This window comes from Streptomyces sp. SID11385, assembly GCF_010548245.1.
Lineage (GTDB): Bacteria > Actinomycetota > Actinomycetes > Streptomycetales > Streptomycetaceae > Streptomyces.
The window spans coordinates 1-11,330 of sequence record NZ_JAAGLR010000754.1 but is presented as its reverse complement, the minus strand read 5'-3'; the positions used below and the strand labels follow the sequence as shown (position 1 = coordinate 11,330).

Genomic DNA, 11,330 nt, shown 5'->3' with positions numbered 1-11,330 from the left:
TCGCGCGCCGCGGCGGCGGCCACCAGCGCGTCGAAGGCCGGGTCGAGGCCGGGGAAGAAGCCGGAGGGGGCCGGGACGTCGGCGTTCAGGTGCTGGTAGAGGACCTGCGCGGGGGTGTCGCCGAGGTGCGGCTTGCCACCCGTCAGCATCTCGAAGAGGACGATGCCGCACGCGTACACGTCGGCGCGCTCGTCGACCGCGCCGTCGCTGATCTGCTCGGGCGCGAGGTAGGAGACGGTGCCGAGGACGGCGCCCGTCGACCGCGAGTCGGTGCCCACGCCGCGTACGAGACCGAAGTCAGCGACCTTGACCCGGCCGTCGTCCCCTATCAGGACATTCTCCGGCTTCATGTCGCGGTGCACGAGGCCCGCACGGTGCGCGGCGCCGAGCCCCGCGAGGACCGGTTCCAGGATGTCGAGCGCGGCCCGCGGGCTCAGCGCCCCGCGCTCGCGCAGCACGTCGCGGAGCGTGCAGCCGGGCACGTACTCCATCGCCAGGTACACGAAGGCGCCGTCCGCGTTCTGGTCGAAGACGCTCACGACGTTCGGGTGGTCGAGCCGCGCCACCGACTTCGCCTCGCGGATGAACCGCTCGACGAACACCGCGTCGGTGGCGAGTTCGGGACGCATGACCTTGAGCGCGACCACCCGGTCCAGGCGCAGGTCGACCGCGCGGTGCACGGTCGACATGCCCCCGGCCGCGATGAGCGCGTCCACCCGGTACCGCCCGTCGAGGACCTTCCCGACGAGCGGGGCGTTCTGATCGGCCGGCCTTGTGTCCACGCGGCGAGTCTACGGGGCCGCGGGCGGCCGTCCGGGGCGGCGGTGTCACGCGGTGTCAGTGGCGGATGGCACGGTGGAGGCGGTCACCGGGCGCGCTCGCCCGCCCCCCACGTGGCCGGACGGAAGGATCTGGACATGAGCTGGGACGTGCTGGTGCTGCGGCTGCCCGAGGGGTGCGCCTCGGTGGAGGACCTGTCCGGGGGCTCCCCGGAGCGTCCTCTCGGCCCGCGCGCCGACGTGCTCGCCGCCCTCGCGAAGGCGGTGCCCGGGGCGGACCTCTCCGACCCGGCCTGGGGCGAGCTGGAGGGGCCCGGCTGGTCCATGGAGCTGAACATCGGCGACACGGAGCCGGTCGACGCGGTCATGCTCCACGTGCGCGGCGGCGGGGACGACGTGCTTCCCGTCGTCCTGCGCATCGCCGGGGCACTGGGCGCCCGCGCCTGCGACCCGGCGGGCTGGGTGCTCACCGAGGCGGGGGACACCTCGGGGTGGCACGCCTTCCAGGAGTTCCGGGACCACCTGACGGGGGTGCGGAGCGGGGGGTGAGGCGGTACGGGTGCGGGGCCGCCCCGCCCCGTACCTCAGAACGCCGGGCGCTCCGGGTCCAGCTCGGCGCGGCCCTCCGCCGGGGAGGACGCCTCGGCGAAGTGGCGGCGCGGGATGCGGCCCGCGCGGTGGGCGAGGCGGCCCGCCTGCGTCGCGTGCCGCATCGCGCGCGCCATCCACTCCGGCTCGCGCGCCCGCGTCACCGCCGAGGCGAGCATCACCGCCGCGCAGCCCAGCTCCATCGCGAGCGCCACGTCCGAGGCCGTACCGGCGCCCGCGTCGAGGATCACGGGGACCCGCGCCCGTTCCGTGATGAGCTGGAAGTTGTGCGGGTTGCGGATGCCGAGCCCGGAACCGATCGGGGAGCCGAGCGGCATGACGGCCGCGCAGCCCACGTCCTCCAGCTTCCGGGCGAGCACCGGGTCGTCGTTGGTGTAGGGGAGCACGGTGAAGCCGTCGTCGACGAGGACCTCGGCCGCGTCGAGCAGTTCCACCGGATCGGGCAGCAGCGTGCGCTCGTCCGCGACGACCTCCAGCTTCACGAGGTCCGTGCCGAGCGCCTCGCGCGCGAGCCGCGCCGTGAGCACCGCCTCGCCCGCCGTGTGACAGCCCGCCGTGTTCGGCAGCACCCGGATGCCGAGCCGGTCGAGCACCGAGAGCACCGAACCTTGCGTGCCCGGGTCCAGACGGCGCATCGCGACCGTCGTCAGCTCCGTGCCCGAAGCGGTCAGCGCGCGCTCCAGGACGTCGAGACTGGGCGCGCCGCCGGTGCCCATGATCAGGCGTGAGGAGTACGTCGTCCCGCCGAGGACGAAAGGATCGTCGGCCATGGGTCCTCAGCCTCCCTGGACAGCGGTCAGGATCTCGACGCGGTCCCCCGCGGCGAGCACGGTCGCGGGCCAGTCGCCGCGCGGGACGACCGTCTCGTTGACGGCGGCGGCGACGCCCATACGGGCCCGGCTCAGCCCGCTGACGAGCGTGTCGAGCGTCGTGCCCGGGGGGACGGCGCGCTCGGCGCCGTTGACTCTCACGGTCAGGTCGAGGTTCACAGCACGGGCTCCGGGCTTCTCGTGAATCGCTGGGGGGTGAAGGGGCGCGCGGCTTCCGGCAGCGCGTCGTGGACGAGGGCGTGCGCCATGACGGCGCCCGTCTCGGGGGCGAGGAGGACCCCGTTGCGGCCATGGCCCGTCGCGAGGTGCAGCCCGGGGAGCGCCGTGGGGCCGAGAACCGGCGCGTTGTCCGGCGAGGCGGGGCGCAGCCCGGCGCGGGTCTCGGTGAGCGGGAGTTCGGTGATGCCGGGGAGCAGTTCGTGCGCGTCGCGCAGCAGCGCGTACACGCCGCCCGCCGTGACCGTCGTGTCCCTGCCCCGCTCCTCGCTCGTCGCGCCGACCACGAGTTCGCCGTTCTCGCGCGGCACGAGGTAGAGGCTCCCGCCCCGTACGACCGCGCGCACCGTGCGCCGCAGGAACTCCGCGTACGCGCCGTCCATCCGCAGCCGCAGGACCTGCCCCTTCACGGGCCGTACGGGGACGACGACCTCGGGCGGCACGCCCGCCAGGTCCGTGCTGAAGCACCCGGCCGCGAGCACCGTACGGGCCGCGTCCACCCGCGCCCCGTCCGCGAGCACGACACCGCGCGCCCGGTCCCCCTCCACGACGAGCCGCGCCGCCCTCTCCCGCCGGAACCCCACCCCGGCCCGGGCGCACGCGACGAGCAGCGCCCCCACGACCCGGCGCGGATCGACCTGGTGGTCGCCCTCGACGCGCAGCCCGCCCCGTATCCCCGGCGCGAGCATCGGCTCCAGGCGGCGGCACTCACGGCCCGTCAGCCACTGCGAGTCGAGCCCGCGACGCGTGTGCAGGGCGTGCAGTTCGCGCAGTTCGGCGCGGTCGTCCGCGTCCAGCGCGACGGCGAGCGTCCCGCAGGCGCGGTACCCGAGGTCCCGCCCGCTCGCCTCGCCCAGTTCTTCAGCGAACTCCGGCCACCGCCGCGCCGAGGCGAGCCCGAGCGCCAGCAACGCCTCCTCGCCGTAGTGCGGTTCGGTGACGGCGGCGAGCATCCCGGCGGCGACCTGCGCCGCCCCGCCCCCCGGCTCCGGATCGACCACGCTCACCCGCGCCCCACCGAGCGCGGCCCGCCACGCCGTCACGAGCCCGACGATCCCGCCCCCGACCACGAGGACATCTCCACCACTGGCCACAAAGCCCCCTCCCTTCGCCGGAATGACCCGGATCAGGTTCATACGGTCGGAGGCCGCAGCCCCCCTCTCAGCCCGGTCCGCCCGGACTCCCGCGGTGTGCGCGGCTCAGCCTAACGAGGGGGCGCGAGAAGCAGAAGGCGGGGCCGGTCGGACGGACTCCCGCCCGGTGCCCGCGCGTTCGTGCCCCATCTGTTCGATAACGCCCCCGCTGTCCCAAGTGGCCGATACAATCACTCCCTTCACCCGGGCTCCGCCGTTTGTTCACATCGCGACGCGCGGCGGGGAGAGGGGGGACCTCGTGCCGGGTGGACGAGTGGTCGGAGGCCGCGTGCACCACATGATCAAGGGAGCGAACGTCGGACTGGGGGAACTCGGCGACGGCGAGGCGGGGACGGTCATCGTCGGCCTCGGCTGGGAGAGCCCCACCGGCGAGGGGGACGCGGACGTCTCCGTCCTGCTGCTCGGCGAGGACGGGAAGGTACGCGACGACACGGATCTGTACTTCTACAACAACCCCAGTGCCGCGGACGGCAGCGTCCAGCTGCTCGGCAAGACCCCGGTGGGGGAGGGGAGCGAGGACCGGATCAGCTGTGACCTGACGGCCGTTCCGGAGGACGTGGCCACCGTGCTCATCGCCGCCAGCCGGTACGGGGAACTGCGCTTCGACGAACTCCACGAGGTCCGCCTGACGTTGAGCGACAGCGGCGGAGACCCCTTGCTGTGCTACCCGGTGGGGGACCCGGGGCCCGTCAGCGCGCTGATCTTCGGCGAGCTCTACCGCCGCGGCGGCGCATGGAAGTTCCGCGCGGTGGGGCAGGGCTACCAGGGCGGCTTCGCCGCGCTGGTCACCGACCACGGCGTCGACATCGACGACGACGCCGCCACCGAGACGGCCGCCGCCCCGGAGACGGTGGACGAGCCCTCCGGCGAGGAGCCGCCCACCACAGCGGCCACGGACGGCACGGCGGCCGACGGCACGGCGGCCACGGACGGCGCCGCTGCCGCACCGGAACCCGCGTCCGCCCAGGAACCCGAGGCCCCGGCCGCCCCCGCCCCGGTCCCCGCTCCGCGCGGCGCCGCCGACGACGCGGCGCGAGCGGCCCGCCCGGCCCGGCCCCGTACCGCCAAGAAGAAGGTCACCCGCGCCGCCGTGCCCGTGAAGTCCCTCGCCGAGAGCGAGGCGTGGCACGGCGCGCGCCTCTTCCCCGTCTCCGCGCTCAAGAGCGACAGGGACCGGGAGATGCGCGCCACCTCCGTCCTGCTCGCCGTGATGGCGCAGGTGCCGGAGTTCGGGCGGCGGCTCACCGCCGGGTTCGGCGCCCCCGCCGGACGCATGGAGACCTTCACGGAGGTGGCACTGCCGCACGGCGACTCGCCGCGCCGCCCCGACGGGGTGATCCGGGTCGAGCGCGCGGGCAAGCTGTGGACCGCCCTCGTCGAGACCAAGACCAACGGCAACGCGCTGCGCCAGGAACAGGTCCAGGCGTACGCGGACATCGCGAGCCGGCGGGGCTACGAGGCGGTCGTCACCGTCTCCAACGACGTCGCCCTGGAGGGCAGTCCGCTCGTGGAGGTACGGGTCGACCGGCGCCGCAGGAACAAAGTCGCCCTCTGGCACCTGTCCTGGGCCGAGGTGACCCACCAGGCCCAGATGCTGATCCGGCACGAGGGCGTCCGCAACGCCGCCCACGCCTGGCTCCTCGAAGAACTCCTCCACTACCTGCGGCACGACAACTCCGGCTGCCACGGCTTCCAGAACATGGGGCCCGCCTGGGTGCCCGTACGGGACGGCATCCAGGACGAGACGCTCTGCAAGGGCGACCCGCGCGCCCTCGCGGCGGTGGAGAGCTGGGAGCGCCTGATGCGGCAGGTCTCGCTCGGGCTCGGCGGAGAGCTGGGACAGCGCGTCCTGCCGGTGCAGCGCGCCCGGCGCGGTACCGACGCCGTCGCCCGGCGGACCGAGATGGCCGACGCGCTCTGCCAGGAAGGACGCCTCACCGCCGAACTGCGGATCGACGGGACAGCGGGCGCGCTGGGCGTCGCCGTGGACCTGCGGACCGCGAAGATCCGTACCTCCTTCGACGTCACCGCGCCCGAGCAGGGGTACCCGCTCGCCTGGGCCAAACGGCTCGTGCGCGACCTCGCCGAAGCACCGGCCGACCTGCACATCGAGACCCTGACCGAGGGCGGGGACACCGGCCCGCGCGGCACCCTGGAACATCTGCGCCGCGAGCCCGGAGACCTGCTGCCCAGGAGCGGGGAACGCATCACCGGCTTCCGGCTCTCCCTCTTCAAGGGCATGGGCACGCGGCGCGGCAACACCGAATCGGGCTTCATCCGCAGCGTGGACGAAGCGGTGAGCCGCTTCCACGGCGCGGTCGTGGGCCCGCTCGACAGGCTCTACGGGAAGCGGCGCACCGGCGCCAGGCGGCCCGCCGCGGACTGAGCCGCCCGCCGGGACCACCCGCACCGAGGGACCCGGGCCGTCCCGCCCGGGTCCCTCGGACCCCGGACCCACGTGCCCGCGCCGCCGGGCCCACGCCCCCGGCCCGAGTGCCCTCGGTCCTTCGTCCCGGGCCGGGTGCGAAAGGGGCTGGTGTGGGCGGGATCTCGTGGGGGAGTGGGCTCGGGGGCGGGGGTGGGCGGCCTAGAGTTGCGGGCGTGAGCGGAGAGCGGGAGCAACAGGGGCGGGTCGTCGTCGTCGGCGCCGGGATGGCGGGCGTGCGGACCGTCGTGGCGCTGCGCGAGGAGGGGTACGAGGGGGACGTCGTCCTGCTCGGTGAGGAGCCGCACGCCCCGTACGACCGTCCGCCGCTCTCCAAGTCCGTGCTCCTCGGCAGCGCCGAGACCTCCGCCTTCGACGTCGACTTCGCCGCGCTCGGGACCGAGCTGCGGCTCGGCGTGCGCGCGACCGGGCTGCGCGCCGCCGCGCACGAGATCGACACGAGCGAGGGCCCGCTCGGCTACGACCACCTCGTCCTCGCGACGGGCACCGCGCCCGTACGGCTCCCCGGCACCGCCCAGCACCCCCACGTCCACCTCCTGCACACCCTCGACGACGTCCGCGCCCTGCGCGCGGTCCTCGCGCGCCGCGCCGAGGTCGCCGTCGTCGGCGCGGGCTGGATCGGCGCCGAGTTCACCACGGCCGCGCGCGAGGCGGGCTGCGCCGTCACCGTCCTGGAGGCCACCACGCACCCGCTCAGCGGCGCGCTGCCCGCCGAGGTCGCCGCGCCGATGGCGAAGTGGTACGCCGAGGCGGGCGCCCGGCTGCGCACCGGCGCCCGCGTCGCCGCTGTCGAGGACGAGGCCGTGGTCCTCGCGGGCGGCGAACGCGTACCCGCCGACGCCGTCCTCGTCGGCATCGGCGCCCGCCCCGTCACCGGCTGGCTCGACGGCTCCGGCATCGACCTCGCCCCGGACGGCTCGGTGCGTACCGACGCCTGGCTGCGCACCTCGCTGCCCGACGTCCACGCGGTCGGCGACTGCGCCTCCTTCCCCTCGCGCCGGTACGGGCGGCGCCTGACCGTGCACCACTGGGACAACGCCCTCCAGGGCCCCCACACGCTCGCCGGCGTCCTCACGGGCGAGCGCGCCGAGCCGTACGACCCGGTGCCCTACTTCTGGTCCGAGCAGTTCGGGCGCTTCGTGCAGTACGCGGGCGACCACGCGGACGCGAGCCGCCTCGTGTGGCGCGGCTCCCCGGACGGGCCGTCCTGGTCCGTGTGCTGGCTGGAGGAGGACGGGCGGCTCGCCGCCGTACTCGCCGTCGGCCGCCCCCGCGACCTCGCCCAGGGACGCAAGCTCATCGCCTCGGGCGCGACGCTCGACCCCGTACTCCTCGCCGACCCGGCACGGCCCCTGAAGACGGCCGTGCGCTGAGCCGGGGGCGGGGGCCGAGAGACCGGGGGCTGGGCTCGTTTCCCGGCGCCTTTCGCTCGCGGGGACCCTCCCGCTACCGCCCGGCCGCCCGGGATGGCACGCTTGTCCCGTGACCCAGATTGATGCCAAGACCGAAGCGCTCGTCCCCGAGTGGCTCAGCCTCCCCGACATCGCCGAACGGCTCGACGTCGAGGTGACCCGGGTGCGCCAGCTCGTCAAGGAGGGCCAGCTCGTCGCCGTCCGCCGGGGCGAGAACAACGCCCTGTACGTGCCCGCCGCCTTCCTCGACGGCGACCGCGTCGTGCGGGGACTGTCCGGGCTGCTCACCCTGCTGCGCGACGACGGCTTCGACGAGGTGGAGATCCTTCAGTGGATGTTCACCCCCGACCCGACCCTGCCCGGCACCCCCGCCCAGGCCATGAGCGAGAACCGTGGCACGGAGGTGAAGCGCCGCGCCCAGGCACTGGCCGTCTGAGCCGGGCCCCGGACCACGGTGACGCCCACCCCTGGGCGAGTGGCATGATCGTCAGGTCATACGAACAGGGGTGGGACATGCCGGACCTGACCACGCGCGACCCGCGCACCGCGCTCGCCGACGCCCGCCTCTACCTCTGCACCGACGCCCGCAAGCGCCAAGGGGACCTGCCCGGCTTCCTGGACGCCGTCCTCTCCGGCGGCGTCGACATCGTCCAGCTCCGGGACAAGAGCCTGGAGGCCGCCGAGGAGCTGGAACTGCTCCAGGTCCTCGCCGACGCCTGCCGCCGCCACGGCAAGCTCCTCGCCGTCAACGACCGCGCCGACATCGCCCACGCCGCCCGCGCCGACGTGCTCCACCTCGGCCAGGGCGACCTGCCCGTCCCCGCCGCGCGCGCCCTGACCGGCCCCGGCACGCTGATCGGCCGCTCGACCCACAGCGAGGCGGAGGCCGCTGCCGCGGCCGTCCAGGACGGCGTCGACTACTTCTGCACCGGCCCCTGCTGGCCGACCCCCACCAAGCCCGGCCGTCCCGCCCCCGGCCTGCCCCTCGTGCGCTACGCCGCCGCGCTCGGCACCCCGCGCCCGTGGTTCGCGATCGGCGGCATCGACGCGGCCCGCCTGGACGAGGTGCTGGACGCGGGCGCGCGCCGCGTCGTCGTCGTACGGGCGCTGACCGAGGCCGACGACCCCGAGGGCGCGGCCCGCGACCTCGCCCGCCGCGTGCGCGCGCTGCCCCTGGAGACCCCCTCTGTCCACGGTGTGGACAAGAAGACCGCGTAACGGGCATAACACCCCGCTTCGCCTCACTGACCGGCAGCTTCTGGCTACCCTGCCGGTATGGCCTCCGGTACCGCATCCACCTGGACCTCCGACCACCCGACCGTGGCGGAGGTGCTCGCGAGCGGCAAACCCTCCTACTCCTTCGAGTTCTGGGCGCCGAAGACCCCGAAGGGCGAGCGCAACCTGTGGAACGCGCTGCGCCGCGTCGAGGCCGTCGCGCCGAGCTTCGTCTCGGTGACGTACGGCGCCGGCGGCAGCACCCGTACCGGCACCGTGCGCGCCACGCAGGCGATCGCCGAGAACACCACGCTCGTGCCCGTCGCCCACCTCACCGCCGTCGAGCACTCGGTCGCCGAACTGCGCCACATGATCGGGCAGTACGCGGACGGCGGCGTCCGCAACATCCTCGCCGTGCGCGGCGACCCGCCCGGGGACCCGCTCGGGGACTGGGTGGCGCGCGAGGACGGGCTGACGTACGCGGCCGAACTCGTGCGCCTCATCAAGGAGTCGGGAAATTTCTGTGTGGGTGTCGCGGCTTTCCCGGAGATGCATCCGCGCTCCGAGAACTGGGACTCCGACGTCCGGTACTTCGTCGACAAGTGCCGTGCCGGGGCGGATTACGCGATCACGCAGATGTTCTTCGATCCGGCCTCCTACCTGCGCCTGCGCGACCGGCTCGCCGCCGCCGGGTGCGAGACCCCGGTGATTCCCGAGGTCATGCCGGTGACGAGCGTGCGCCAGCTCGAACGCCTCTCCCGGCTCAGCACCGCCTCCTTCCCCGAGACGGTGAAAGAACGCATGCTCGCGGCGAAGGACGACCCGGCGGCGGTACGCTCCATGGGAATCGAGTTCGCCACAGAGTTCTGCGCGCGACTGCTGGCCGAGGGTGTCCCGGGGCTGCACTTCATCACGCTCAACAACTCCACGGCGACACTGGAGATCCACGAGAATCTGGGCCTTCCCCACCACAGGCCCTGATCCGACGGACCCCGGCCCCCATGCCGGGGCGAGAGGGGCGTACATGGGCTGGGCGGTCCTCTATTTCGCTTTCGCCGTAGTGGCGTTGTGGCTTCTCGGAGAGGTGCTGCTCCAGAACAAGGCGCGGCTGCGCTGGCGCCTGCTCGCCTTCGCGGGATTCCTCGGCGTGGTGCTCGGCGTGCTCATGGCCTCGGTCTTCGTGATCGTCCTCGGCGCCCTCGCCTTCGCGACCGGGCAGACCCTCGTCACGCTCTCCTTCCGGCGCGGCTTCGACGCCGGCTGGGCCCTCAAGGGCAAGGCGGGCGAGAAGCTCGGCGCGCTCGGCGACCGGGTGCGCGGCGAGCGCGAGCGGGGTCCCTCGCTGGAGGTCTCGGACCTGCGCGAGGAGGGCGACGCGCCGGCTCCGACGAGGCCGGAAGCCGGTGAGGCGCAGGCGGCACCGGCGGCCGAAGAGGCCGCCACCACGGCGGTCTTCGACGCGGTGAACGTCGCGGAGGGCAGGGGAGTCCTGAGCGAGCCGGACCCCGAGACCGCGTGGCAGACCCCGGTCGCCGACCACACCCCCGGCTACCAGTCCGGCTACGACCCGTACACCGGCCACGGCTACGCCCCGGAGGCGGCCCCCGCCGGGTGGGACCAGCAGCAGCCCGGGTACGCGACGGGCACGCACGACGCGGGGGCGGGTGCCGCCGCGTACGGGACCGGCGCGGACTCCGTCGCGTACGGGACGGGCGCGTACGACACGTCCACATACGACACCTCCTCCTTCGCCAACGCGTCGCCCTTCGGCGGCGCGTTCGCGCAACAGCCCCAGGACCCCAGCGGCACGTGGGCGGGACTGGTGCAGGGCGACGCCACGGGTACGTGGGGCACGACGACGGACGGGTGGGGGCAGCAGTACGCGCAGCAGCAGCCGTACGCCCCGCAGCAGGCCGCCCCGGAGCAGTACCAGCAGCCCTACGCGGACCCCTACTCCGACCCGTACGCGACGTCCGGCTACGGCTATCCCGCGCAGGAGCAGGGCGCGCAGGAGACCCCGCCCGGTGGGGTGTGGGTGCCGCGCCAGCGCGACGAGGGCGGGCAGCAGGGCGGGGCGTGGCCGGCGGGTCCGTACGAGGGCAGCGACGGGTACGGGTATCCGGGGTGAGGGGTGCCCGGCGGTCGGCGCGGGGTGAGTGAGCGCTCACCTCAGCTCTGCCCAGAGCTTCCGGGAAAACTGCTCACGCTTTCGGGTGAGACGTTGTACGGGTTTCCCGGAGTTATCCACAGATTTGGGTGGATGGTGCGGGTGGGGGGTGGAGTTGGGGGAGGATGGTATTGGGGTCGCCCCTCGGGCGGGAGGGGGCTGTTCACACACCCGAGGCGGCTGGGCGCGTCCCACGTCGCTCATGCGGCAGCGGCAGAGGACTGCTCCCCCGGCGAAGCGGCTCACCACGCCCCCGCCCTCACGTCGACCCGGTGAACCCCGCCCCCGCCCTCACGTCGACCCCGTGAACCCCGCCCCCTCCACGATCAGCCCCGCCACGAGCGCCCCCGACATCCCCGCGTGCGGCAGCCCGCCGCCCGGGTGGGACCAGCCGCCCACCGCGTACAGGCCGGGCAGCGCCGTCGAGTTGGCCGGGTAGAGCCACCGGCCCCCTCCGGCGGCGAGCGCCGGGGCGGGGACCGCGCCGCCCGGCGCGCCCGTC

11 protein-coding genes, 1 pseudogene and 1 riboswitch are annotated in these 11,330 nt (G+C 74.5%); of the genes and pseudogenes, 7 read left to right on the top strand and 5 right to left on the bottom strand.

Annotated features, from left to right (window positions below; translation table 11 throughout):
- Positions 1–782, bottom strand: a 782-nt coding sequence (locus G3I42_RS23335) for a protein kinase (protein WP_164288969.1), incomplete at its 3' end; no start/stop codon positions are given.
- Between the two features lie 135 nt (positions 783–917).
- Between G3I42_RS23335 and G3I42_RS23330 the strand changes: the two genes are divergently transcribed.
- Positions 918–1,328, top strand: a complete 411-nt coding sequence (locus G3I42_RS23330) for a hypothetical protein (protein WP_164288967.1) — start codon at positions 918–920, stop codon at positions 1,326–1,328.
- 35 nt (positions 1,329–1,363) lie between these two features.
- Here G3I42_RS23330 and G3I42_RS23325 read toward each other — a convergent pair whose 3' ends face one another.
- The 3 genes from G3I42_RS23325 to thiO are packed head-to-tail and all read right to left on the bottom strand — an operon-like array spanning position 1,364 to position 3,504.
- Positions 1,364–2,158 (bottom strand): thiazole synthase, encoded by a 795-nt coding sequence (locus G3I42_RS23325; protein ID WP_164288965.1) that lies wholly within the window; start codon positions 2,156–2,158, stop codon positions 1,364–1,366.
- A gap of 6 nt (positions 2,159–2,164) precedes the next feature.
- Positions 2,165–2,377 carry a sulfur carrier protein ThiS gene (thiS, locus tag G3I42_RS23320; RefSeq protein WP_164288963.1) on the bottom strand — a complete coding sequence of 71 codons (213 nt, stop codon included), beginning with the start codon at positions 2,375–2,377 and terminating at the stop codon, positions 2,165–2,167.
- Positions 2,374–3,504 (bottom strand): glycine oxidase ThiO, encoded by a 1,131-nt coding sequence (gene thiO, locus G3I42_RS23315; RefSeq protein ID WP_164288975.1) that lies wholly within the window; start codon positions 3,502–3,504, stop codon positions 2,374–2,376. The genes thiS and thiO overlap by 4 nt, the downstream gene beginning before the upstream one ends.
- A 16-nt stretch (positions 3,505–3,520) precedes the next feature.
- Positions 3,521–3,631, bottom strand: a riboswitch (TPP riboswitch).
- Positions 3,632–3,865: 234 nt separating this feature from the next.
- Between thiO and G3I42_RS23310 the strand changes: the two genes are divergently transcribed.
- From G3I42_RS23310 to G3I42_RS23285, 6 genes are all read left to right on the top strand, one after another.
- The gene (locus G3I42_RS23310) at positions 3,866–5,974 is read left to right on the top strand and encodes a TerD family protein (protein WP_164288973.1); all 2,109 of its coding nucleotides are present in this window, start codon (positions 3,866–3,868) and stop codon (positions 5,972–5,974) included.
- 215 nt (positions 5,975–6,189) lie between these two features.
- Positions 6,190–7,407, top strand: coding sequence for an FAD-dependent oxidoreductase (locus G3I42_RS23305; RefSeq protein ID WP_164288961.1), 1,218 nt, complete (start codon positions 6,190–6,192; stop codon positions 7,405–7,407).
- Positions 7,408–7,516: 109 nt separating this feature from the next.
- On the top strand, positions 7,517–7,882 hold the full coding sequence (locus G3I42_RS23300) for an Rv2175c family DNA-binding protein (RefSeq protein WP_164288959.1): 366 nt from the start codon (positions 7,517–7,519) through the stop codon (positions 7,880–7,882).
- A 77-nt stretch (positions 7,883–7,959) separates the two neighbouring features.
- Positions 7,960–8,664 (top strand): thiamine phosphate synthase, encoded by a 705-nt coding sequence (gene thiE, locus G3I42_RS23295; RefSeq protein ID WP_164288957.1) that lies wholly within the window; start codon positions 7,960–7,962, stop codon positions 8,662–8,664.
- A 57-nt stretch (positions 8,665–8,721) separates the two neighbouring features.
- Positions 8,722–9,642, top strand: a complete 921-nt coding sequence (gene metF, locus G3I42_RS23290; RefSeq protein ID WP_164288955.1) for a methylenetetrahydrofolate reductase [NAD(P)H] — start codon at positions 8,722–8,724, stop codon at positions 9,640–9,642.
- 43 nt (positions 9,643–9,685) lie between these two features.
- Positions 9,686–10,789, top strand: coding sequence for a hypothetical protein (locus tag G3I42_RS23285; protein WP_203607208.1), 1,104 nt, complete (start codon positions 9,686–9,688; stop codon positions 10,787–10,789).
- 330 nt (positions 10,790–11,119) lie between these two features.
- Here G3I42_RS23285 and G3I42_RS23280 read toward each other — a convergent pair.
- A pseudogene (locus tag G3I42_RS23280) lies at positions 11,120–11,330 on the bottom strand (NAD(P)/FAD-dependent oxidoreductase); the annotation flags it as partial.

Bases quoted from the DNA above. Each gene is read 5' to 3' on its own strand.
- G3I42_RS23330 (WP_164288967.1), top strand. From the start codon at position 918: ATGAGCTGGGACGTGCTGGTGCTGCGGCTGCCCGAGGGGTGCGCCTCG.
- G3I42_RS23325 (WP_164288965.1), bottom strand. From the start codon at position 2,158: ATGGCCGACGATCCTTTCGTCCTCGGCGGGACGACGTACTCCTCACGC.
- G3I42_RS23310 (WP_164288973.1), top strand. From the start codon at position 3,866: ATGATCAAGGGAGCGAACGTCGGACTGGGGGAACTCGGCGACGGCGAG.
- thiE (WP_164288957.1), top strand. From the start codon at position 7,960: ATGCCGGACCTGACCACGCGCGACCCGCGCACCGCGCTCGCCGACGCC.
- metF (WP_164288955.1), top strand. From the start codon at position 8,722: ATGGCCTCCGGTACCGCATCCACCTGGACCTCCGACCACCCGACCGTG.
- G3I42_RS23285 (WP_203607208.1), top strand. From the start codon at position 9,686: ATGGGCTGGGCGGTCCTCTATTTCGCTTTCGCCGTAGTGGCGTTGTGG.